Here is a 26,216-nt window from a genome sequence, read left to right on the forward strand (position 1 = left end):
AGGTTATCAACAATAATACCTTCAATAAAATTTGATATTAATGAGAAAAAATATAAATTTATCAACAATAATCGTGTGATTTTTGCTTATCACTACACTATAAATAAATTCCGGGATTTTGAATAGAGAGCTAATTCCGAGGGTACGGATCAAATTAATCTAAATTCCACTTTAGTAATAAGCAATAATATTGTTCCTTCAATCAATCATTTTTGATTTATAACTGCTTTTGATGGATAAAACCTGTTAACCAATGCAGTTATGCAAACACCAAACACCACAATGCGGTATGTCCGCTTATTTAAGAAAATCTCAGCAAATTTAATTTTTGCTGTATTGATTCTCAGTCTTGCTGTAAGTATCCATGCCCAAAATAAAGGTACTAAAGACCTAATTGTACGTTCCTGTAAAGAGGAAATTGGGAACGGGAAGATTAAAGTGAATTTTAGCTATGACAACCCAAATAAGAAAGGTTTTTCAGTACCTGAAGAGAAAAGTCAGGTAAAGTTTGAGAAGATAAATCAAACGAAAAACGGTCCGACGAACTTTAAATACGGACTTGTAAAAAAAGCATATTCTCAGATTGTCAATGAAAAAGAATCGGTACGATGGGAAATTGAAAACCCGAATGGAAAAATACATGTAGTTTATGCCAGTTCAAATTCATCGCACTGCCCTGAAGATGAGGTAAGCATCATTGTACCAGCCTACCAGGATGGTAAATCCGGAGGTGTAACTACAACTGAACTAAACGCACTTTTTGAAGGAAATGCGGGCGACAATCCTACCGGACTGGTTTACCAACTAGATCAAAATAAAAATAGGGTACTTATTGAGATAATTTATAATGAAGGTCAACTTCAGAATACCCTGGATTTACTACAAAATACATTCGGCCTAACTTACTCTACAGATCCCTTGGTCTCTGATTTTATTATTAACCCTCAAATTATAATTTCTGAAAACCTATCAGTGATCGATGTGTGGTTTCAAATAACTTCACTGGGTATACTAAATAATTACAATACTGAGATAAACCTTGCCAGACCTGCTTACCCAGGTCTTCTTAACAATGGATTGACAACTTCTCAAGGAGACACCAGTCAAAATTCTAATATTGTCAGAGAGTCATTTCGAACCTTAGTCAATGGTGAATTGGCCTTCATCGATGGGACAAATGTTAAGCTAGGTGTGATTTCAAATGGTCTTGATACTCAATTACAAACTGCAGGAAAATCCAGGGCACAAGTCGATGTGGAAAACGGAGATTTACCCGGAACAGGTAATCCAAATGGATATAATACAGATATTGATGTCATATTTGACTATCCGTATGGTCCCACTTCAGATGAGGGAAGAGCCATGTTACAATCTGTTCACGACATCGCTCCTGGGGCTGAACTAGCATTCGCTAGTGGTGTGATTTCTCAAAATAGCTTCAAAGTCAACTTTAAAGCATTAGCTGCCTCCGGGGCAAATATCATTTGTGATGACATTGCTTTTGTAAATGCTCCACTTTTTGGAACTACAAATCTGGGAGTAATAATGCAAGAATTTTCAGCCACCCCGGGAAATGCAGTATTTTCATCTATCGGAAATTTTGGTAATGATGGTTATCAGGGAAACTTCACAAATTCCTCCACTGTACCGGATCTTGACTTTATAAACCCACAATCAAATACACGAGCTCATGTTTTTGGAACCAACCCGGATGGATCAGAAGATATAACAATGAGTTTCTCGGTAGAACCCGGAACATATATGATAACTGTGCACTGGAATGAATTATACTCTAGTGAAAACAATAGTACCGGAGCTGCAACAGACATTGATCTTTTGATAGTGGACGACCAGAACAATATCCTGGTAAATATTAATCGATTCAGCGAAGGTGAAGAATCCAGTGAAATTGCCACATTTGAAGCATTAGGCTCCGGAATAGCTAATATAATGATACTAAGCTCCGATGGCCCAGCTCCGGAAGGATTACCGATAAGGCTTGTTGCTTATGTGGCAAACGGGCTAGACTTTCAGGAATATGCGGGTGCACCAACTGTTGGCGGGCACCAAATGACACCAGAGGTTGCTACTATAGGTGCATCATTTTATGGGAACAACACTCCAACTCCACAACCCTATTCTTCCTTTGCCGGAACCCTTTCAAACGGACAGGTTACAGAAGCAGATTTTCTTGCCCCTGACGGAGGTAATGTGAATGTTCTGGACTTTGGTATAGATATAGACAGCGATGGATATCCTAACTTCTTTGGCACCTCAAATGCAGCTCCCCATGCAGCTGCAGCCTATGCCCTGCTACTCCAGGCAACAAACAGCTGGTTTCCGGACGGACTTCCAGCATCAAATGCATTAACAGAATCTTCTTCAGAACCCAATCAGCTATTAAGCCTGATAAAAAACACTACCTCTGCTGCTTCAGGTGTCCCTGAACAAGCTGGATCAGGATTTTTAAATATTGAAAACACCTTCAGATCTATAGCTGCTCAAACAGCAAATATCACCCAATTAATAGTTGAAGAAGGTAAAACTCCAAGTGCTGAGCCATTTACGGTTACTATTTTAGGAAAATATTTACCTGATGAACCCATTGTTAACTTTAATGGGCTTCAGTTAGAAATCACAGAAACTGGTGATGGATATATCAAAGCCATCGTCCCTCCTTTTACAGGAAATCCGGGATTAAATATTGAAACCACCTCAATCACTCCTTCAGGGTTTGACGGAGGGCCTTCTAATGAACTAAAATTCTTTGATGACAATAAAACTGCTATAAACATCATTGCTGTTAACGACACCATAACATTTGGTCAGAAAGCTGCATTTGAATATATCATTGAAGGCTTATTACCAGGGCAGTCTTTAGAAACCGAAGGATTGCCAGCAGTTATTTTTTCTACACCTGCAGTGTTTCCATATCCTGATGCGAATAATTATTTACTGACCCCTTCATTTGAAACACCATTGACGCCTGAACAGGAAGAGTTATTTCAAGTCAATTTTATATCTGGTGTTTTTGTAGTTAATAAACTGGATATGACAGTCATTCCGAATGATACAAGCTTCACTTATGGAGAAGCAATTGTTATGTCTCACAAATTAGAATATGATGAAACAGATATTGAAAACCCGAATCAATTTCTGGATTTCCTAACTAGCCAATACAATTCAACATTTTATGATCAGAATACCCTAATCGTAATTAATGAATTCAAGCCTATAGTAAATAATTACAATATTCTGGAACTACTCACTAATGGTAGCTGGATTTCTACCAAGGGAACAATTGAAAATGAGTTTAAACCAATTGTGAATAACATGAATATTGTTGAACTCAATGAAGCTAATTTCTTGAATTATTTCGATGAACTTAACTCCGGAACAACGAATGAGTTTAAAGCTATTGTAAATGAATTTAAGGCCATTGTAAACGCATTTGATCTGTTTAACAACAATGTTTTATTTGGAATCGAAAATGAATTTAAACCAATAGTAAATAATAGTGGTATAGGTGATGGTGAGGAAATTGATAACTATTCTAAAACCTATTCGATTATTTCTGAAAGCGATATAATTGAAGGCGAAGATCAAATTAACTTATTTCAGTTTTATTCCATAGATCTGATAACAGGATATACTGCTACTAAAGATGGTACTCCCGCACATTATTCCTTCCCGGGGTCGTTTTTAGGTAATGCTTCAGTTAATTTAAATCTCGAGTACGGCTTTGGAAAACTTTTTATCGATCCGGCAGAACTAAGTGTTCTGATACAAGACTTTTACATAAATGATGGAGAAGAAATTAACATTAATGAAATTATATCTGAAATAACCGGCTATGTTTATAACGAAAGTGCTGAAATAGTATTCCCGAATGGAGTTACTTATCGCTTTATTGATGATGACGGTAATGAGTATGAATCCGGAAAACCAGGGATTTACAATATCACTTTAGAAGATCCGAATAATTATTTTAGTACTTATCTTTCAGATGCTAAGTTGTTTGTAAATGTTGTTGATGAATTTGCGAAAAAAATAAGAACCTACCTTGATTGTGTCGAATATGACCCAACAGCACCTGACGGACTCAATTATATTGCAAATTTCAGATATCTTAATCCAAACGATTATACAATATTTATTGGATTAGGAGAGGATAATTTACTTACAGGTAGTGCAGAAAGAGATGGTAATCCACCTACATCATTTTACCCTGGTGAAGGAACATTTCAAATAAGATTTGATGGAAATGACCTTAAATGGAGTTTAACGTCAAATGAAAGTACTCATAAATCATCAACCTCACTATCAGCAAGTTCTTCTTCTAATAAATGTAGCAGTGGTAATAGAGATTCATTTTATATTATCTATCCAAACCCAGTACATGGCTCGCTAACAATTGAAAAAAATGTTGATGACGAGAGCATTGTTGAAGTATACGACTATTATGGTAACATGCATTTTGAAGGAATTATACCTCGGGGTAAGTCTAAAAGTATAGAAATAGATTTTTCAAGTTTTTATATTGACACTTATCTTATTAAAATCCAGTCTAATGAAGGTGTAAAAATCTACTCGGTGATAAAGGAATAAATAAAAATGAAACATCTTATAACCAAACATATATCACTATTAATTCTCTTTTTGTCTTTCACGCTTTACAGTCAGGAAGACAGCTTGAGGTCACTCATTACCAGCTCGGAAATTGATTCTGTGAAGGTCAATTTAATGATTGAATTGAGCAAGTCAATAATGATGAATGAGGAATTTGAAGAATCGGAACAAATTGCTAATGAGGCATTAAATCTTAGTAAAAAAATAGAATATGATCTCGGGAAAGCCTATGCATTAAAACAATTGGGCATCCTTTATTATTACCAGGGGAAATATGGTGAAACATATAATTACTGGACACAGTCACTTGAAGCTTTTGAAAAAATAGATAATGCTGAAGGAATAGCCAACATCACAAATAATCTTGGGTCAATCTATATGAGTCAGGGTGTGTATATCAAAGCGATGGACTATTTCCTGAGGTCATTATCAGAATCCGAGAAAATAGGTAACATATACCGGATTACAACCAGCACCTTAAATGTTGGTAATTTATATGGTGAAATGAAAGATTATGATAAAGCTCTTACCTATTTCAAACGTATCAAATCAACCTACCTTGATGAGCTTGATGACCCTCAGCTGGAGTCAGCATATTTAATGGGAATGGGGGAAATATATAACAAAAAAAACTTACCGGATAGTTCCAGAAAGTATTATTTAAAAGCCTTAAAAATTACCGAAGGCACACAAGATTATACCCATAATTTAAATATGCTTGGTAAAAATGAATACAGTGTCGGGAATTATGAAAAAGCTATAGAGTATTTAGAAAAGTCGTATGATATAGCCACAGAAAAAAACTATCCGATTGACAGGGTTATAGCTTTAAACAGATTGGGACAAAGCTACACTAATATTAACCCCGATGTAGCACTGGAAAAATACTATGAGTCGGTTACTTTGGCAAAAGAAATTAATGCCGGGCCACAATTAAGAGATGCTTACAAAGGGATCGCTGAGGTTCTTGAAAAAAAAGGGGATTTTAAAGATGCCCTTGCGTATCAAACCAAATTTCTTGCATTAAAGGACTCTCTTTTTAATGTCGAAACAGATGATAAAATCAGGGGTATGATGTTTGATTTCGAACTTGATAAAAAGCAAAATCAAATCGGACTTCTGGAAAAAGAAGCAGAAATAGCTCAACTAAATGAAAAAAGGCAAAAAAACCTGACTGTGGGCACTGGCATCGGAGCAGGTTTAATATTTATAATTGCTCTTGGTATATTAAACAGGTATCGTTTCATCCAAAAAACAAACAGGCTGATTAATATTGAGAAAGCAAGGTCCGAAAAATTATTATTGAATATTCTCCCTAAAGAAACAGCTCAGGAATTAAAGCAATTTGGGAAAGTCAAGGCTAAGCGATTTAACGAAGTAACAGTAATGTTTACTGATTTCAAAGGGTTCACTTATTATTCAGAGAACCTATCACCGGAAGATCTTGTTAGGAGCGTAGATTATTATTTTTCGGAATTTGATGCCATTATTGAAAAATATAACATTGAGAAAATCAAAACAATTGGAGATGCCTACATGTGTGTTTCCGGGATGCCATTTCCGGATAATCATAATCCACATAATGTAATTGCTGCAGCTTATGAAATCATTAAGGTTGTCGAGAATGTCCGAAAAAAACAACCAGATATATTTCCGTTCGAAATCAGAGTAGGGATCAACACAGGACCAGTTGTAGCCGGAGTGGTAGGGATTAAGAAATTTGCATATGATATATGGGGAGATACTGTGAATGTTGCAGCAAGAATGGAGTCATCTTCTGAGCCAAGTAGAATAAATATTTCTGAAAGCACCTACAATTTGGTGAATGATATCTACCAATGCCATTACAGAGGTGAAGTTGAAGTTAAAAACAGAGGCAAACTTCAAATGTATTTTGTCGATGGAATTAAATCGAAAAAAACTGAAAATCAACCAGATATTCATCTTTAATAAAAAAAATTCGTAAATTAAATTACCTCGATAACAAAAATTTAATGCAGGAAGACGATAATAATATAAAATTTGGCGAACAGGACCCAAATAATTATTGGCTTCAACTTGAAAGACTTGAACGGCTAATAAGAGCATCTGAACTAAAAGCAGGGGTCATATTTTCTTTTCATAGTTTGATTTTAGGTCTTTTAGTCGACAGACTTGATTATTTACAAGGACTGTTTGAAGAAAGTATAATTGTTTTGATACTGGGCTCTGCCTGGATATTACTCGTTTTAGTTTCTATTTATTACTGTTTCAGGTGTTTTATGCCTAGAATGGTACTGAATTACAAGAGTAATGTATTTTTCTTTCGTGATGCGATATATGCTTTTGGAGATGTAGAAAAATTCAGTAAGCATTACATTGAAACATGTGGAGATATTAAGCAACTATGCCTCGAACTGAGTCAGCAGGTGCATATTGAAAGTAAAATTATAGATCAAAAGTTTGCTAGCGTACAGTTATCAATTAAATATTTTGCCTCGAGTTTTATTGCCCTTATACTAATTTTAATATATTGGGTGGTGATCTTGTAATGACACTTTAATTTTTTAGTAATGGATGCATTTAACAAATTAAAGGAACATGCTCTGGATATTTTAAGGACTAAATTATCCGATAAGCTCCATTATCATAGTATAGATCATACTTTTGATGTGTACCGTGTGTGTGAAGAGTATATCCAGCGTGACAAGATTGACCGCCATAGAGCTGAATTATTAAGGATTGGCGCTTTAACACATGATATTGGATTTACTATTTCTAACAAAAACCATGAGGAGCACAGTGTTACTATTGCTACCGAACTAATGGAAAAAAATGGCTATACCGAAGATGAAATAAATCTGGTAGCTGGCCTGATCAGGGCAACAAAAATACCTCAATTGCCTAAAACCGATCTTGAAAGAATTATTTGTGATGCTGACCTTGACTATCTTGGCGGAGACCAGTTTTATGAAATAAGTAATAGGCTTTTTCAAGAGCTGCAAGAATTTGGTGTGATTGATAATATCGATGACTGGAATAAGGCCCAGATCAACTTTCTGGAAAAACATTATTATCACACCGATTTTGCTAATGAATTTAGAGAGCCCGGCAAGCAATTAAGATTATCTGAATTGAAAAAAGCTGTTGCTAATGCCTAATAACTAATTTTGCTACTAACATCAAAATATAATTCCTCCTTAGCACCTGTATCATTATTCATAATCTCAACCCTTAGTTTCTCAATTCCTTTTACTGAATACTCATTTGGGTTCAACAAAAGTCCAGACTCGGGTATTTCCTTGCCTAAATAATTGGCAGATTTGATAATATTTCGAGAATAATAATCTCTTATAACAACAGTAACTCTATCTTTTTTTCTTATTCTGATTTGTGGAACAATTTTTAAAAATTCAGGGTTATTTATAACAACATTGTTCCGGGGTTCTGCAACCATATCAAGGATGATTTTAGCTGTATTATCGAAATACCTTGCTATTACCTGATAATTATTTCGCTCTCCAGGCCTGATCAGATCAACATACTCATAACTACCTTCAGCATTACCATAAGCATAATTCTGGACATTAATTACTGTATCGAGCCTACTCTTAAACTCTCCTTTCATCCGTTTATATATTTCAAAACGAACCACAGTAGATTTTAATGAGTCAGGTAAATACCACGCCAAATTCACCTCCTTTTCACTCTTCTTTACTTTTATATTTAAATCAAGATGTTGTTCGACAGGAATACCATTAGGTTTGGAACTAAGTTGGATCTTAAACCTGCAAAAGTCTTCCAGGTATCCATCAACCAGCACAATGTAATTCGTATTGGGCATCAAATTATCAAGTGTAAGGTAAACATCATTCTGATTACCAAATGATGAACAAGCAAGCACATCATAAGATTGTTTATCACATGGTTCCCCACCTAAAACTACGACCTGGATACCCCTTAAATCTTTACAATCCTGATCAAATACATTTAAATATAGCAGGGAATTATCTCCGGAATTAAATTGAAACCATTGGTCATTATGATAAATCAAACAACTTCCAGTAACGGACTGGTCTATGCAATTCAACTCTAAGGTGCAATTATCTGTTCGTGAATTAGCAATTTGCTCAATATCTAAAATCAATCGATCAGAGATATTATCATTAACAACCTGAGAAATTGAAATGAAATAAAAAAAGAATAAAATTGCACTTAAAATTGACTTATGCATTAACAACATATTTAATTATTGGTATAAAAATAAAAAACCGGCTTAATTAAAAACCGGTTTATATATTGGAATATTATAATAAATCTAAAAATAATCTTCTGGATTAACCTTCTTTCCATCTTTATGAACTTCATAATGAAGATGCGGCCCCGTAGATTTCCCTGTCGAGCCAACATAACCTATCACATCACCTTCAGTTACCTCCTCTCCTTTCCTGACAGCTAACTTTTGCATATGTGCATATTTTGTAATTATTCCATTTCCATGATCCAGAACAACCAAGTTACCCCAATCTCCTTTCATTTCAGATATTGCAACTATTCCACTACCTGAAGCGATTATGGGTGTTCCCTCTTTTGCTCCTATATCTATTCCACCATGAATCTTATCGATATTCTTAGATGGAATCTTTACATGCTTATTGAATTTTGCAGTTATCTTAAAATCAAATCCCTCCTTAATTGGAAATATTCTTGGTTCAGAACCTACAAAATGAGCAAATGCTGAAACAAGTAAAAACAATGCAGGGACAAGGATTAAATACCTTATTCGCTGTGCATTCTGACTTTTATCTTTTGTTATCATTTCAATTCTTTGTTTGATCGTTGAGTAATTAAAACTACTTGCTATGCTTAATTGACTAGTTTTTGAGCTTATCGCATCAAGCATACGCGACAGGTATTCTGATTTTTTTACCCCCTTTGCCAGAACATATTCATCTGCTTGAAATTCGTGTAAAGACCTTAATTGGCTCTGAAAGAGAAAGACAAAAGGATTGAACCAATTTATAATCCTGAATAATTCGAAGATCAAAATATCGATGGTATGAAGCATTTTAATATGTGCTAATTCATGTTCTATAACAGGATCATGGTTATCCAATGGGTAATTCCCTGGAATAAAAATCCATCTAAAACATGAAAAAACATAAGGGTAATCAGTCCTGAAAACCTTCTTTCCGGATACCTCATACTGTGAGAAATTTCGTTTTCTAAGCTGAAAGAGTTTAACAAGATTTCTGATGAAAAAACCTAGAAATAAAACTACTCCCAATATGTAAACCCATAAAAAGATTCCATTTAAATCAAATGTATTCAGATTTTCACTTGAACTAATAAAGGTAGAATAGGTAGATGCAGTATCGTTAAATTCATATATCCTTTCTGAAATAGTTGAAGGAATAAATCCCATATTAATCGAAACTAAAGGTATAATTAATGATACAGGCATTGACAAAAGCAAAACCAGTCGATTGAGTTTGTAAAAGGTTAACCTGCGAAAAAACACATAGTAGCCGACTACAATCATGGTGAAAATACATGATACCTCAAGTAAATAAGAGAAAAGACTATTCATTTTTCTTCTTTAATTCTTCGATCTTACTTTCTAATACTTTTTTTACCTCTTCCAGTTCACTAATATCTGAACTCTGTGTGTCTGCAAAAAATGAAGCAAACTTATTGATTGAACCATCAAAGAAATTACTAATCACCGTTCCGATATGATCTTTAAAATACTCATCTTTCGAGATTTTCGGGAAATATTCATGGACCTTACTGTAGGAACGATAATCTACAAATCCTTTTTTAACCAATACCCGCATCACCGTTGATATTGTAGTGTATGCTGGTTTAGGCTCAGGAAACTCTTCCACGACATCCTTTAAAAATGCCTTTTCAAGCTTCCAGATTATGTTCATCACTTGTTCTTCTGCCTTTGTTAACTCTTTCATAATTCAAAGATATTACTAAATAAATAATTATACAACTATATTTATAGTAACATAATTATATATATAATTATGGACGACACATATTATTGATTACCAAACACTTAAACATGATATTTTATTATATTTATTCTACCCTTTTCTTTAACGCCTTATTCATTTGCTCAAATCCAGCTCTTGTTTCGTTTAACAATTTTGACTTAAAAAGCGGAACAAGTATTCCTGAAAAAATCTCCTCATGGATAAATAAAACTTGATTTTCGGAAATCTGATTTAACCTGAAAACATGCTCCCCGTCAAACAGACCTGAGAAAAACAATTTGCCTTTCCATCTGAATTCATGATTTGTATTCAACACCAGAATTTCTGGTCTAAATCGAGTTCCATCAATTTTAACATTAATCTTTTTACCCTTCTTCAATTCTCCACTTATTTCCTCAAAAAAGGGATTCCACATCCGGTGATTTTCAAGATCAGTTAAAATAGACCAAACATTTTCAGGAGATGAGTTTATGGATATTTCTGTATGGATCTTCATGACTTTTTTTATTCAAATTTGAGCCAATAAAATATCTGTTGCCTTGATCTATATCAAGAAGAGTGCTTTTTCCTGATCCGGCTAAATGTTTCCGGAGTCATGCCAAGAAGGGAGGCTATATATTGTTGTGATACATGATTAAATATTTCACGACGATATTTAAAGAAGTGCTCATATCTTTCTTCCGCACTCATTGATAAAAATGAATAAACTCTATCCTCAAGAGTAATAAAACATTTTGCAATGAATTTATTTTCAATAACAGACCAATTATCAATCTCATTGGTCAGCTTTTTATATTGAGACTTAGTAATGAGATAACCACTACAATCAGTGAGAAATTCGATATTCCAACGACCAGGAAGATCAAACATGAAACCTGCCAGATCGGTAATCAATTCACCCGAGCAAGTAATCCATTGAGTTATGTCTTTTCCATCTTTAAAGTTATAAATTCTTAGACATCCCTCGTCTACAATCAGCATTTGATTAACAGCGGAGTTTTCCTTACTTAGAAATTCACCTTTAGAAAAACTTACAGGTTTAAAATAAGGTTCGATTTTACCTAATTCATATTCTGAGAGGGGAAAATAGCTGGAAAATACTTTTTTTAAGACTGACATTTTTCAATATCGCAAAATCGTTTCTTAATTCCGTATTCATAATCACTATATTTACATTCAAATTTCATGTAATGCTAAACAACTATTTTAAGGAGAAAATACTATCAGCTACAAAAAGCAATTCAATAAATAGTTTTGAAGTTATTCAAGAGTTATGGAGTGGTTACGGAAAATTATTACGACTAAATATTTCCGGTTACAAAGATCACAGCGTAATTGTTAAACTAATTGACTTTAAAAAATCAAATTCCCATCCCAGAGGATGGAATACCTCAATTTCCCATCAACGTAAACTTTTCTCATACGAGGTAGAAACCACATGGTATAAACAATATTCTTCTAAATGTTCTGGTGAATGCAGAGTGCCAAAGTGTTTAGGTGTATTTAAATATGAAGGTCAGGTTTTGATTATTCTTGAAGATCTTAACATTGCGGGATATCCTGGCCGAAGTTATAATTTAAATGACACCCAAATCAAATCCTGTCTTAGATGGCTGGCTTCATTTCATGCAACATTTTTAAATACTTCTCCCGATGGACTTTGGCAAACAGGCACCTACTGGCATCTGGAAACAAGGCCTGATGAATATTCAGCAATGAAAAATAAAGCTTTAAAAGAAGCAGCAAAATATATTGATTCCAAATTATCTAATGCCAGATTTCAAACTTTTGTACATGGAGATTCAAAACCAGCAAATTTTTGTTTTACAGCTAATGGAGAGCAGGTAGCTGCAGTTGATTTTCAATATGTTGGTGGGGGATGTGGCATGAAGGACATCGCCTACTTGCTTGGAGCTTGTACTGACGTCAATGCTTCGCAGGAAAAATCATATCTTGATTTTTACTTTGAGAATCTTTATCATTTAATAACTGATCCTTCCATTTTTGATGAGTTAAAAAATGAATGGTTATCACTTTACCCCTATGCTATTGCTGACTTCCAGCGATTTTTAAATGGGTGGAGCCCTGACCATTGGAAAGTAAATAATCATGCTCTTGAAACAACAAAAAAAGTTATTGCAGTAATCACAAAGGAAAATGGTCTTGACAAGTAAAGAATTATTCGAACTAAGTCAAATTGCCTGTGAAGCAGCAAAAGAAGCAGGTGATTTTATTCAAAATTTTACTCGTGAAGATATCCTTGTTGATCAAAAAGAAGAACAGAAAACCAGGGCTTCACAAGTTGTAACACAGGTAGATATTAAAAGTCAGGAAATCATTCTTGAGAAACTGGCTCCTTCAATTAAAAAATTTAACCTTGGATTATTAACCGAAGAATCTGCAGATGATAACAGCCGGTTTTCAAATGATTATTTTTGGTGTATAGATCCACTCGACGGTACTCTATCCTTTATTGAAAACAAATATGGATATGCAGTTTCAATTGCTCTGGTTTCCCGGTCAGGAGAATCTCTTATTGGAGTAGTCTACGACCCTATTAAATCTGATCTTTATTATGCTTTCCGGTCTGGTGGAGTATATAAAAACAATGCAAAAATTGAATTATCAGAACCTTCAAATAATTTAAATGTATTCATTGACCGAAGTGCACTTGAAGCTGAAGAATATAAAGGGATTATTGAGAAAATATCAGGACAATATAACCCAGTAGTTGGTATGGGCGCAGTTATGAATGCAATTAGCATTATCAATAACCCACCAGGCTGCTATTTTAAAATTCCAAAATCAGGCAAAGGAGGTGGAAGTATCTGGGATTTTGCTGCAACGGCATGTATATTTAATGAACAAGGACTTACCTGCATAGACTTCACAGCAAATAACCTTCCATTAAACAGAAGAAACACCACCTTCATGAATGAAAGTGGTGTCATATACAGTACAAATAATAGTATTGCTAATTTGATAATAAAACTGGCAGGAAATTAAATTACTATTCACCCTGCGTCACTAGAGATACTGATTCAGGGATAAGCCCGTGAGCCTCTTTATGAGTTGCCGCAACTGCTTCACTACTAGGTGCTTCTGAAAGGCATATAACAGTCCCTGCTGATTCATCAACCCAATAGTTTATAAAATTTACTCCGTATTGTTCCTGAATAGCAAGGTCTTTATTATGTGCTTCGGCAACATCTTCGGCGGTTACATTTCCTTCACCCAATTCATGAATATCCAGATAAAGGTTATTACCGCCTTTCATTTCAGCAGCTACTCCATCAGTTACCTCACGAACATAATCAGGGATTAAACCATGAGCATTGGTATGAATTCCAACAACATCTTCTTGTTTATGTGCTTTTGACAGGCAATAGACTTTCCCATGTTCTTCGTCTACCCAATACTTTACAAAGTTTACATCAAGCGAATCTTGTAAAGCCAAATCCTTTTTATGAGCTTCTGCTACTGCTTCACCAGTAACATTCCCCTCTCCAAGGTTATGAACATCAATAAACATTGTCCTGGTATCCTCTGTCTCAACTGCGACATTCTCTACCGGTGTTTCTTCTTTTTCTTCTGAAGTTTCTTTTTTTGAACTTTCTTGCTGTCCACATGCAAATAGTAGTATGCAGAAGCATAAATATGGTAAGGTTTTCATTATGTGTGGTAATTATTAACTTAAAGCTCTACACCTAAGTTACTGATTATTAAGGTAAAAACAAATCAAAACGCCAAGCTTTAACTAACGCCATATATAAACTGATGCTAATAATGAACAAAAATTTAAAATTAAAATATCACAATTAATTTTGGGATTAATATAATTTTTTCGATATTAAAGATTATACATTTTCAACCTTTGTTCGACCACCATCAAATCTATTTTATCAATTTGGGGATAAGATTTTTGTGTTGAGCGCTTGATTAATATTTTTAAAAAAGGTCAACAAAAAAATAATTATATGGTATGCTGATTTTTAAAATCTGTAGTTGTGTTCTGTTGCCCGGACCCAAACATTCATTTTCAAAGCATTTAATAAGAAGAATAATTATCCCTCCACCAGGAAAACAAATTTCAATTAATACATAGTATAATTTTTAACTAAATCTCAATCAATCTCTATGAAAATTTCTACTAAGCCAATTCCAATTGATGGTTGGCATAGGATGAAATTCAATGGCCGGTATTTATTCTGGCTCTTATTATTATTGAGTTTCATTCCTGTATCAATCAACGCTCAAGCGCGAAAAGCTCCGGCAGTTCCGGTTATCTGCCCGGCAAAACCTCAGGATATGTTTACCAGAGTGAACATACCTGATTCCAGGTATCTTGAAAACCAACGAGTATTACAACAAAATGCTACAGCCGAGTTTCAAATAACATTTGGCCCGGGAGCAGAGGCTAACCCTGAAGCTAAAGCAGCATTTCAGTATGCATTAGACATCTGGTCAACTCAGATTGTATCTTCAGTTCCTATAAAAGTCTATGCAGACTTTGCAGATCTTGGCCCAGGAGTTCTTGCTTCGGCGGGTCCTGCTTACAACGTTTTTAACTTCTCGGGAGCACCTGAAGAAGACGTCCTATACCCGGCAGCGTTAGCGAATGCTCTGGCGGGAGAAGTACTGTTTCCAGATGAAGATTTTGACCTTATTGTCAACCTTGGAAATGGTATTCCATGGTACTTTGGTCTGGATGGGAATACCCCGGCAGGGTTATACGACTTTGTGACAGTTGCTCTTCACGAGGCTGGTCATGGACTTGGTTTCACAACTGTTAGAGGCTTTAGCGGAGGAACCGGCACACTGCGATCTAGTGGCAGGCCATCTGTATTCGGATTATTTATCGTAGATGGAGATGGTAATTTACTCTTGGATTTTCCTGATCCATCAACCGAATTAGGTGATGCATTTACCGGAGGTGACTTGTTTATGGATGGTACATTTGCAAAAGCTGCATTAGGTGGTAACAGACCTGAACTTTATGCTCCCTCAACCTGGCAGGGAGGTTCAAGCCTTGCTCACTGGGATGAAGCTACTTTCCCTGCAGGCGACCCAAATTCATTAATGACTCCTCAAGTAGGTTCTGCAGAATCCAACTTTGACATTGGTGATATTACCCGAGGGCTTTTCAAAGATATGGGCTGGGTAATTAATGATGATGATGCCCCTCCCATTGTATTAAGCCCTTCAGTTTTAGAAGGTGAATTATTTATTGATGAAACATTATTAAGATTAATTGAAGTATCAAATATTTCAGATACAATCCTAACAATTAATGTAAGCCCTTTTTCAACCCCTTCTTTTATTTACGACATTTCCCCGCAGACATTAGAAATTAATTCCGGATTAACAGATTCGGTATCGATATCAATAAATTCTGCGAATCTACCAAAAGGTATATACACGGATACGTTAGAGTTTGATGTGGTCGGATTTGAAACTTCTGCTTTTGCAATTGTAAACATCAGAGTACTCGATGGAAGTGAAGCTCCGGAAATATCTGTATCTCCATTACAGTTTTCAGAGGAACTTGAGCAGTTTCAATTAGTAACCCGAGAGCTTAATATATCAAATGTTGGTGATGATGTCTTATTCTATAATATTCAAATAGATAATGATTCAATGCCTTCTATGGCACAAATTATCAATGAAACTAATTCATTAATAAATAGTCAGGGTCTACAGAAGTATAGTGTAAAAAAACCTGTTGGGTCCGATCTATCTTCAGCCATTGTTGGTTCATTCACCTCCCAAAGTAAAATTGTGACTTCATTATATGCTACCAGTTTTGAATCATTTTCAACTGGTAATATCAATGGACAAAATGGATGGATAAGTCAATATGATGGCAACTGGGTAATATCTAACGAAAATCCAGCAGATAGCTCTCAACATTTCAGAGGAGTTTCTGATGGTTTAGGAGGTACAAGACCGGGAAATATTCTTGCTATATCTCCTACAATTACTCCTTTAGATGAGCCATTTATGACTACTTCGGCAGACATAAATATTCAAGGACAAGGCGTAACATGGGAGTATATTCCTCAGTCACCAACCGAAGGCTCTGTGGTAACACGGATCAGATTTAATTCTGATGGCACAATTGATGCACTTGTTGAATCAGGCTTTACTAGACTGGATGTGATTACCCCTGAAGGATACTTTAATTTAAAAATAGTAGTTGATAAAGATGATGCAACATTCTCATTACTATTTGATAATGAATTAGTATTCTCCGGACAGGGTTTTGCATCACTAATTGAACAGGTTGTACTTCTTTCGGCGATGGAAACAACAGGCTCAACATTTGACATGGATAACTTGCAAATCACTGATGGTGATCCAAATGCATTTTTCCTCAGTGTTATTCCAAGTGCAGGAAGTGTGGCAATCGGAGGAACGCAGACACTGGATGTTAAATTTGACACCAGATCTCTTTCCCCGGGAGGCTATTCTGCTACAATAAATGTATTCAGCAATGACTCAATAAATTCACCTATTTCAATTCCAGTGGATTTAACTGTTGTTGCTCCACCACAAATCAATGTTTATCCTGATTCTTTGTCGGCAGCTGTTGATGTTACTGTTGACATCCCTCCTGTTGCGGAACGTACATTTACAATTTCTAATTCCGGAGAGGCAAATCTTGAGTTCAATTTATCACTAGGAGCTACTACCGTAGATCCATTAATGACAAATGCAAGAACAGTTTCTCCGCAACTAGATATGACCTTATATGGTAAGGGAAATAACAAAGAATTGAATGAGGCTTCTGCTTTTAGTAAAAACTTGATGAGAGTGGTTAAAGAACCTTCTTCTCAACCTTTAAACAGCAACTTTACTGATTCAATTTCTTATGACTCGGGAATTGATTTTCCAGATAACTTCTCCGGATTACAAACTTCACCATATACAACGGCTATAAAATTTGATGTCGACAGAGACTTCACCTTAACAGCTGTTCGAAATGGATTCAGAACCGAAGCTGTATCAAACCCGGTAATCATTCTGGAAATCTACACCGGTGGCGATACTCCTGCAGATGGACAACTACTTCTTTCACAAACTGTTGAACAAGCTAGCGCAGAAGGAATAGTAATCGTGGAAACTTTAAATGAATCCATAAGCTTTGAAGCAGGAGATTCATTCTGGGTAGTTCATAAATATCCTGATGGAATAGAATTTCCTCAAGGTGTAGATGATGGTGCTACCCAACGACCAAACACCTACTTCTTTAGTGGTGATGGTGGAGTTACATTTAATCCTTCAGGTTTTGTTTTCTTAATCAGAGCATTGAGTGGAAGTACTTCTGACGGAGGTTACATCACTCTGCAACCTTCATCAGGAACAGTTGCAACTGGTGACTCATTAGTTATTACTGCTTCATTTAATGGCGAAAACCTTTCGAATGGTATATTCAAAACTCCAATAAATATTTCGAGCAATGATCCTGTAAACTCAGAGGTATCAGTCAACACCTCATTTGCAGTTAGCGGTCAGGTATCTAATATTGAGTTCTCTGATGAATACTTGTTATTTAATGATGTATTCCTGGGTGATAGTAGAGAAAGAACATTCTCGATTTCAAATACTGGACTGGCAGATATTAATGTTTCAAATGTAAGTTCAGACAATTCAGATTTTGAAGTATCATTTACTAGCGGTGTCATTTCAGCTGGTGAGGAAGTTGAAGTAACTGTGACCTTCTCTCCTACTTCCCTTGGAAGCATTAACGGACTTATCACTATAGAAAGTGATGCCCCAAATAATCCGGAATTTGAATTAGTAGTAAATGGTATCGGAGTTGATCCGCCAATTGCGAGGTTTGACCCTGAGAAAACAGAGGAAACTACTGATGCAGGCACTACAGTCGAGTCTTCAGTAAACCTGGTAAATGATGGTAATTCACCATTGATATTCTCATTCCCTGATTTAGCTATAAAAGAAGCACAGATCATTGGTAATGACGATTATAAAAATGCTGAAATTCTCGCTTTTAATGATTTTGACATTGAAACTGCAGAAAAATCTACTCCTGACACCCGAGTTGGTGCTCCTGTAGATTATAATATGGGTACTGACAATGGCTTTGGCTATACCTGGATTGACAGTGACGAAGCTGGCGGACCTGTATATAATTTCAATGATATAAGCGGTACTGGTACTGAAATAACAAATCTTCTTGGTGGAGATGGTACTGCTGAAGTTAACCTATCATTTATTTTCGAATTTTATGGTGAACCACAAAGCTCAGTTTATGTCAATGCTAATGGGTTTTTAGCATTCACCCCTCCTGCAAGCCCAACATGGTTAAATGCTCAAATTCCTGTAGATGATAATGCAAATAATATCATTGCCGGTTTCTGGAATGACCTGGAGCCTCAGGAGTTTAATGGAGCTGTTCATTTTCAGGATTTTGGTGATCATCTGATTGTACAATGGACCCAGGCAACTGAGTTTTTTGGAACTGCAGATGACTACATTACTTTCCAGATAGTACTTTATGATGATGGAAACATTGATGTATTTTATGAAGATGTATCTTCAGCTACATTCCTTGAATCAGCAACTATAGGAATTGAAAATGAAGATGGCTCTGATGGAGCTCAAACAGCATTTAATACTGCCTATGTTAAAGATGGATTAGCTCTAAGATTCGTAAAACCTGAGTTTGTCAAAACTCCGTTTATTTCCAGCGTATCTCCATTAAGTGGAGTTGTACCAGCCGGAGGATCTAAAGTAATATCTGTTCAATTGGATGCAACTGATCTAAATGACGGCGTATATCTTGACGAACTTATGCTATCAAGCAATGCTCCTTCTGAGGAAAATAACGTTGCTGTATTTGAACTGACTGTTATCGGATACCCGGAGATTTCGGTTGAACCGGATAGTTTAAATTTTGACTCTCTGTTTGTCGGATTGTCAAGTGAGGCTTCATTCTTAATTAGAAATACAGGAAGCAAAACTCTAAATGTGTCGAGTATTACAAATAGTGACAGTACATTTATGGTTGATGAGTCCGGACCATTGACAATCGCTCCTGATGGATCAAGAATTGTCAATGTGAAATTTAGTCCTTCCACTCCTGGCTTCGTATATGATGATATAGTTATTCAGAGCGATGACGCATTCTCAAATGAGATGTTTAATGTCTTTGTATCTGGTATTGGTGTAGATCCGCCGGTAATTGAACTGGCACCGGATTCTATTAGTGTTTCTGTTTACAAAACTGACTCGGCAACTTCAATTGTATCAGTTTCAAACGCAGGAAACTATCCGCTTAACTATAGTCTTACACCTCCATATTTTGGAAAGGCAGAAAACAATCTTGTCATTCAAGGCTATGAGAAAATCGAGTACGAAAAGATCATAAGTAAGGAATCAGCTGATACTCGTGTAGGACCAGATTTCCTTAATGCAAGTGGCGAACCAGGAACTTTTGGGTATACATGGGTTGATAACAACGGTGGCGGACCAGCATATGATTATATGGACATTAGCGAAATGGGCACTCCGATCAATGTAGGAAATGACGGTAACTCAACAGTAGCATTGCCATTTACATTTAGTTTCTTCGGTGAATCTCAAGATAGCGTAACTATTGCTGCTAACGGATTCCTGACTTTCGCTCCGATTGTTGGTAACAACTTTACAAACCAGCAAATACCAGATGAGTCGAACCCTAATTTCTTCATTGCTCCTTTATGGGATGATCTGGAACCACTTGATGGTACCGGAGTATTCTATTATGGAACAGCAGATTATTTCATTGTTCAATATGAAGAAGTGCCAGGTTTTGGTTTCCCTCCATTCTTCCCGGCACCTGATCCTGTTAGCTTCCAGGTGATTTTATTCTCTGATGGGTCATTTAAATTCCAGTACGAAAATGTTAATTCAACAATAAGAACTACCAGTACTGTGGGTATCGAAGGACCAATGGGATTATCCGGATTACAGGTAATCTTTAACACTGAATACCTGACTGATGGACTTGCAATTACATTTACTCCTCCAGTTACCGGAACGGTATTACCTGGTGAGACTGATGATGTATCAGTAACATTCTTCACCGATCAACTAGAAGCAGACTCAACGTACTTTGGTGATATTGTAGTGCTGAGTAATGATCCGGTAACACCAGAAGCTTCAATTCCAGTGGCATTAACTGTTTTACCAGTTCCGGAGGTTGTTAGCTTTACATTAATCGATGCTGATATTCAAGAGGAAATCGGACCATTATTAGATGGAGATGTGATAAATCTTGATAACTATCGCAAAAATAAATTCAGTATCGTGGCTGAGGTAAATGGTGTCAATGTTGGAAGTGTTGTATTCGATTTTAATGGCGAAAGCAACTTCCAAACTGAAAACTATGCACCATATGCAATTAATGGCGACTATTCGGGAGGTAAAAAATTCCACCCTATCGAATTACCATTAGGAGTAAATACTGTCACTGCAACTCCATTCACACAGAAAAACGGAAATGGATTTGGAGGAATTCCATTAACAGTTAATTTTGAAGTAATCAATAATGATGATTCTTGCTATGGAAATTCCATATTATCCTACAATCCGGGAAATCGTAAAAATGGACTTCCGCTTCCGGCCTCAAGATCAAATCCTGAGCAGGCAATTGGAAAACCACAAGAAAATGACAATTTCAATTTCGTTTCATTAGGTTTTGGAGGTTCTATTGAAATAGAGCTTGCTTGTGAAGTACTTGACAGAGAAGGTGATGACCTGTTAATTGTTGAAACCTCATTTAGAGATGCAAATAGTAGCTGTGGTAGCTATCCTGAAAAGGCTAAAGTAGAAGTGTCTGCTGATGGAGTAGAATGGTATGTTGTTGCTGAAGAGATATGCAGAGATGGCATGGTTGATATTGCTGCCAGTGGCTTGACTTCAGCAAAATATATCAGAATTACTGACATTAGTGATCCAGCAGATTTTAAAGGATCGAATGCTGATGCCTATGACCTTGATGGAATTATAGTTATCAACAAGTTATCTGATGAAGCTCGTGAGAATCTGATTGCCCAAATCGATGGTTTGGAAAACATGGTTGTTAACGAAGACAATACACAGATAAAATTGTTTCCGAATCCTTCCAGAGAGTTTGTGAATTTAAGCTTCAAAGGTGACGGAGATACTTATTATACAGAACTGTATAACCTGAACGGTGAAAGTGTTTCGGCACATAATCTGGGTGAAATATCTGAAACAAGATCTAACGAGATTGATATCAGATCATTAAAACCAGGTATTTATGTGCTACGACTTACCTCTAAGTCAGGAGCAATAATAACCCAACGAAAAATTATTAAACAGTAAAGTTTAATAGTTTGAAAACCAAAAAGCCAGGCTCATGGGTACCATCCCTCGCCTGGCTTTTACTTTTTAGTATGGATTTTTAATTCAATTCATTAACAGTTTCCAGCTCTGGTGCTAATGGAAAGTCGATTTCAAAATCAGTAAGATTATGAATGAAGTTGCTTACTGTCTTCTCTCCTATTACCATTGCCACATCTATCAAATCGGCTTCAGTATATCCGGACTCAAAGAAATTAGCCTTAGCTTCTCCAGATGCTTTTCCTTTATTTTCAATTGTTGATAAAGTAAATCTTGCCAATGCATCTAACTTAGTATCAAATGTAGCCTTACCGGTTCTGATTTCAATTATTTGTTCATCAGTAAATCCATTCATTTTACCCAATGCAGTATGGGCTGACTGACAATATCTACATCCATTATATTGACTAACAACAAGATTAATTACTTCTTTCTCCTTTGCCCTAAGAGTTGATTTTCTATTTTGAAAGGCAAGATAATCACCTAAAGCATTTTCATTTTTAGCATAGTAAGCATACAGATTTGGTACGAAGCCTAAATTTTTATTTAGCGTATCAAATATCTCCTGATTTTTTCCTGATACTTCTTCTCTTGTTGGTACTTCAAACTTTTTCATTGTTATCTGATTTTGTTTCGTTGATTATTAACAATACAAAGCTGAAGGTTTATTACTGTTTTGAGTTAAGCTGGATTTCCCTGGTAATTATCAATTTTTCCCGAAGGGGATTTACTCCTGTATTCCGTTGGTGATTTCATTTCATTTTTCTTGAAAAATCTGCTAAATGATTGAATGTCTGTGAACCCAAGTTCTAAAGCAATTTCTGAAATTGACTTATCGGTATAAGCTAATAATCTTCGGGATTCAACCATTATTCTATTATTGATAAATTGTAATGGCGATTTATTTCCTGATAGCCTAAAAGTATTCGATAGAGTTTTTGGTGACCGGTTTAACATTTCGGCATACTGGTCTACACCATGATAATTTTTAAAATGCATTTCAACAAGGAAATTAAATTCTCTGATTATGTCTATGCTATTTGGCTCCAGATCTTTATTGATATTTTCCCTTTTATAAATCCGGGTGCACAAAATTAAAAGCCTCTTCAGCATCATTTGTAACATTTCCAACTGAAGATTATCTCTGGATTCCATTTCAATCAGAAGCATTTCCCATACTGCATTAAGGATTTTCAAATCGTCTGACGTTGGATTAATCATCGGAAATGATGTATTTCCAAAAAACAGGAGACCTTTACAGCTTACCTCTGTATCATGATGAAGAATACAATAAAAAGCCCTGTTAAATCTAATCAACCGGGCTTTTGTCATCTTTAATACTTCAAGTTTATGAAATTCTGTAAGACATAAAATCTGATTATTGTTGAAGCTTTTCTTTAGACCATCAATAACAAGAATGTTGTCATCTTCTGAAAACCAGATTAATGACAATTCACTTGAACCTGCATTTTCCAAAATATCACAGTTGCCAGGACCGACCTCTACGACTTCAAGGTATTCATTTGCTTTTCCTGAAAATATCATTTAATTAAATACGTAAAATGATCATAATCAGTAGTGAAGCGTTTGTCCTGATTATGACATTTCACCCAAATTCTATGATGTTAGTCCTGGAACAGAATTCTCTTATAATTCTTGTCTACTCACTATAAAGTTTAATATTTCGTCCGTTAATAGGTTGTTGATCTCTGTAGTTATTAAGCGGCATTAATTCTCTGATAACATTAGCTTGTTCTAATGAAATATTAATAGGATCTTTCATCACAAACCATTTAACATTTTCAGTACATGGTGGAGTAGTCAGGGATCCTATATAATGAAAGTAAGATTTGTTCTCCGGAAAACTCACTTTCAGATTAACTATCTTATCAATTACCTTTGTTTCACCCACCTGAACAGGCAAAAACTCTTCAAGTACATCAAAAGTTTTACTTCTTTCTCCTTCCTTAGCCATAACCGCAACTACAGCATACCCCCCATCTTCACTCATATGAACCATATGAACAGCTAGAGGATACCTTACCCCATCTATGAGATGTTCTTCAGGTTCATGAAAATGAAATTGTTTTATGTAGTATTTTACATCATCAAACATAATGTAGTCGCTGGATTTGAAATTGTATTGAATTGTGTGGCCATTATTCAATACCTCGTGAATCATAGTGCTATCCTTAAAAAATACCTTCACAGGCTGAAGTGAATCATTTTGAATGTAATTTGTAATGTTTATTGGCGATTGATACATTCCATCACAATCAGAATCCTTAAGAATCTCGTCCCAATGTTCAGGGCTAGTCTCACCATCATAACTCCAGTGTTCTTCATGATCCGAAGTCTCTTCAGTTGTTTCTTCGTGGTCTGTTTCAGTTTCTGACTGATTATTTGCCTTTTCGTTTTGATTGCAGGCAAACAGGAATATTAGAAATAATTAGTATGATCTTTTCATCGCTTGATTACTAGTTGGTTACTTATAATAATTTACCCAAAAAATCAGCAATGAGCATAATAAAACATAAATATAAGTGTATAAGACCTCGTTACAATTAAAAAAATTATAGCAACATTATCTCCAATCAAAGGTTGGCTTAACCTTTGCACAGCTTGTATTCAATGAAGCACTTGTTTCGGAATTTAGAAATTGCAATGCCAAATCATAAAAGCATTGAGTAAAAATAGAATGCCCTTCAAAGTTAAAAGCAACACCAATAGAATTGGTAAGTCCTTTTTCAGCCAATTTCATATTTTCAACTGATGTTATCGGGTCATATCCACCATTCACAAGTAAAACAGGCACTTCTGATTCTACTGGTTTTTCATCGTTATTTATACTATTTCCATTAGCCCAAAACTCTAAAACCTCCGGGTCTGAAAGAAAAAATGCGTGACCTGGATATAATTCTTCATTTTTTTCAAGGTCAGAAAGAAGCTTGGATTTTTCTGTTCCACTAAATTCTTCTTGAGACATAACAGACCAATAAACAGGAAGGTTTATAATATTAAAAACACTTTCTACTGACCTTAATACATTCTCCAAATCAACATATTCGTTATTATTAAATTGAGAAATTGTATAAGGCAAAATTTGAACCGTAGAACGCTGATAAAGCATTAAATGGGTAATCAATATAAAATCCTGGGCATTAATAACAAACTCACTTCCCTGATAGTCCAATCTAAGAGGCTCATTTCTTAATCTTTTGATGGTAGAATAATATTGTTCTGACAAATCAGGATACCTGGATTTACATTTTTCATCCTGTTCGCACAATTTGAATACATTTCTAATGGCCTGGTGGTAATTTGAAATAACATTATCATATAAATTTACTTCAGGAGGAAATATCCCTTGTAACACCACTTTATTAGTACTTTCAGGATACTTTTCAATGTATTTAAGCGCCACTTTTGTACCATATGAGCCTCCAATGAGATTTAGTTTATCAATATTGAGGTGTTCCCTTAATCTTTCAAGATCATCAACTGTGTTCGATGTTGAGTAGTTCAAATAGTTATAATCTTTATTTTCAAGCTCAGTACGACATGCTCTGGCCAACTCTATTACTTTATCAGATTCTTGTTGCGAGGTTAGATCTTCAGCGAGAACTTTAAAATATTCAGATCCAATTTCCGGGCAAAAAGCTTCGGAGAGTCCTGTACCTCGTTGATCAATTAAAACAATATCAAAATCATTTCTGTATGGACTATTTCTAAAAAGTTCAACCATATCAGTTGCTGAACCTCCGGGACCACCTTGAAGAAAAACCAATGGATAATTAGATTTAATTTCGCTAGTGGAATGAATGTAGTAGTATTGAAGGGTTATTTGGTCATTATCGGTGGCTGATTTATAGTTTGCAGGAACAACAATACTTCCACATTCAATACCTTCAGCTTGAGTAAAAGGACATTCAGCTACTGCTTGCTGATTCGAAAAATTACAAGTGGTTAAAACAAAAATTATTAATAAGATTAGTCGTGACATACTTGCTTAAGATATCAAATATTTACGTCAAATCACAGTTGAGAATTATACACTTTTTGCTCTTTAGGATTTGTAATCTTAAAGCCCCCCAAAATCGTCCTCGTTTGTAAGGAGGATGTCTGAGGTTAGCATTTGTAATGCCATAGTCAAAAACCTGCGTTACAAACGCAGTGCTCAAACAACCTCGATACGCTGCGCTAAACAAGGTCGATTATTATAGCTCTCTTTTT

At 35.5% G+C, this 26,216-nt stretch carries 17 protein-coding genes; 7 read left to right on the plus strand and 10 right to left on the minus strand.

The genetic code is table 11. The features are described from left to right. Window positions 1-261 precede the first annotated feature (261 nt). Genes HH304_RS08865 through HH304_RS08880 form a run of 4 tightly spaced genes read left to right on the plus strand, consistent with a single transcriptional unit; the run spans window position 262 to window position 7,769 of the window. Window positions 262-4,608, plus strand: a complete 4,347-nt coding sequence (locus tag HH304_RS08865; RefSeq protein ID WP_169680517.1) for a S8 family peptidase — start codon at window positions 262-264, stop codon at window positions 4,606-4,608. Window positions 4,609-4,614: 6 nt separating this feature from the next. Continuing rightward, on the plus strand, window positions 4,615-6,579 hold the full coding sequence (locus tag HH304_RS08870) for an adenylate/guanylate cyclase domain-containing protein (RefSeq protein WP_169680519.1): 1,965 nt from the start codon (window positions 4,615-4,617) through the stop codon (window positions 6,577-6,579). A 44-nt stretch (window positions 6,580-6,623) separates the two neighbouring features. Continuing rightward, a complete protein-coding gene (locus HH304_RS08875) occupies window positions 6,624-7,160 on the plus strand; it encodes a Pycsar system effector family protein (protein ID WP_169680521.1) in 537 nt (178 codons plus the stop codon). A gap of 21 nt (window positions 7,161-7,181) precedes the next feature. Continuing rightward, window positions 7,182-7,769, plus strand: a complete 588-nt coding sequence (locus tag HH304_RS08880; RefSeq protein WP_169680523.1) for an HD domain-containing protein — start codon at window positions 7,182-7,184, stop codon at window positions 7,767-7,769. On the opposite strand, the gene HH304_RS08885 is transcribed toward HH304_RS08880, so the two are convergent. From HH304_RS08885 to HH304_RS08905, 5 genes are all read right to left on the minus strand, one after another. Beyond that, on the minus strand, window positions 7,766-8,842 hold the full coding sequence (locus HH304_RS08885; protein ID WP_169680525.1) for a hypothetical protein: 1,077 nt from the start codon (window positions 8,840-8,842) through the stop codon (window positions 7,766-7,768). The two genes, HH304_RS08880 and HH304_RS08885, sit on opposite strands and share 4 nt — an antisense overlap. Before the next feature lie 84 nt (window positions 8,843-8,926). Then, window positions 8,927-10,198 (minus strand): M23/M56 family metallopeptidase, encoded by a 1,272-nt coding sequence (locus HH304_RS21230; protein ID WP_271711563.1) that lies wholly within the window; start codon window positions 10,196-10,198, stop codon window positions 8,927-8,929. Next, a complete protein-coding gene (locus tag HH304_RS08895; protein ID WP_169680527.1) occupies window positions 10,191-10,574 on the minus strand; it encodes a BlaI/MecI/CopY family transcriptional regulator in 384 nt (127 codons plus the stop codon). The genes HH304_RS21230 and HH304_RS08895 overlap by 8 nt, the downstream gene beginning before the upstream one ends. Window positions 10,575-10,698: 124 nt before the next feature. Next, window positions 10,699-11,109: an SRPBCC domain-containing protein gene (locus HH304_RS08900; protein ID WP_169680529.1), complete on the minus strand. Its 411-nt coding sequence runs from the start codon at window positions 11,107-11,109 to the stop codon at window positions 10,699-10,701. Between the two features lie 53 nt (window positions 11,110-11,162). Continuing rightward, complete coding sequence (locus HH304_RS08905; RefSeq protein ID WP_169680531.1) at window positions 11,163-11,732, minus strand: Crp/Fnr family transcriptional regulator; 570 nt, start codon at window positions 11,730-11,732, stop codon at window positions 11,163-11,165. Between the two features lie 71 nt (window positions 11,733-11,803). On the opposite strand from HH304_RS08905, the gene HH304_RS08910 reads away from it, so the two are divergent. Together HH304_RS08910 and HH304_RS08915 are read left to right on the plus strand one after the other, a co-directional pair. Then, window positions 11,804-12,787 carry a phosphotransferase gene (locus HH304_RS08910; RefSeq protein ID WP_169680533.1) on the plus strand — a complete coding sequence of 328 codons (984 nt, stop codon included), beginning with the start codon at window positions 11,804-11,806 and terminating at the stop codon, window positions 12,785-12,787. Then, window positions 12,771-13,619: a 3'(2'),5'-bisphosphate nucleotidase CysQ family protein gene (locus tag HH304_RS08915; protein WP_169680535.1), complete on the plus strand. Its 849-nt coding sequence runs from the start codon at window positions 12,771-12,773 to the stop codon at window positions 13,617-13,619. Before HH304_RS08910 ends, HH304_RS08915 begins: the two co-directional genes overlap by 17 nt. Before the next feature lie 4 nt (window positions 13,620-13,623). Here HH304_RS08915 and HH304_RS21235 read toward each other — a convergent pair whose 3' ends face one another. Further along, complete coding sequence (locus HH304_RS21235; protein ID WP_271711564.1) at window positions 13,624-14,286, minus strand: DUF4242 domain-containing protein; 663 nt, start codon at window positions 14,284-14,286, stop codon at window positions 13,624-13,626. Between the two features lie 464 nt (window positions 14,287-14,750). Between HH304_RS21235 and HH304_RS08930 the strand changes: the two genes are divergently transcribed. Continuing rightward, the gene (locus tag HH304_RS08930; RefSeq protein WP_169680537.1) at window positions 14,751-21,965 is read left to right on the plus strand and encodes an Ig-like domain-containing protein; all 7,215 of its coding nucleotides are present in this window, start codon (window positions 14,751-14,753) and stop codon (window positions 21,963-21,965) included. A 79-nt stretch (window positions 21,966-22,044) separates the two neighbouring features. Here the strand turns inward: HH304_RS08930 and HH304_RS08935 are convergent, their stop codons facing one another. From HH304_RS08935 to HH304_RS08950, 4 genes are all read right to left on the minus strand, one after another. Continuing rightward, a complete protein-coding gene (locus tag HH304_RS08935; RefSeq protein WP_169680539.1) occupies window positions 22,045-22,599 on the minus strand; it encodes a carboxymuconolactone decarboxylase family protein in 555 nt (184 codons plus the stop codon). A 65-nt stretch (window positions 22,600-22,664) separates the two neighbouring features. Further along, entirely contained in the window at window positions 22,665-23,528 is an 864-nt protein-coding gene (locus HH304_RS08940; RefSeq protein ID WP_169680541.1) for a helix-turn-helix domain-containing protein, read from the minus strand. Between the two features lie 115 nt (window positions 23,529-23,643). Beyond that, window positions 23,644-24,423, minus strand: a complete 780-nt coding sequence (locus HH304_RS08945; protein ID WP_169681032.1) for a carbonic anhydrase — start codon at window positions 24,421-24,423, stop codon at window positions 23,644-23,646. Window positions 24,424-24,567: 144 nt separating this feature from the next. Continuing rightward, window positions 24,568-25,986: an alpha/beta fold hydrolase gene (locus tag HH304_RS08950; protein WP_169680543.1), complete on the minus strand. Its 1,419-nt coding sequence runs from the start codon at window positions 25,984-25,986 to the stop codon at window positions 24,568-24,570. Between the last annotated feature and the right edge of the window lie 230 nt (window positions 25,987-26,216).

This window comes from Marinigracilibium pacificum (assembly GCF_012926615.1).
Classification (GTDB): Bacteria; Bacteroidota; Bacteroidia; order Cytophagales; family Cyclobacteriaceae; genus Mangrovivirga; species Mangrovivirga pacifica.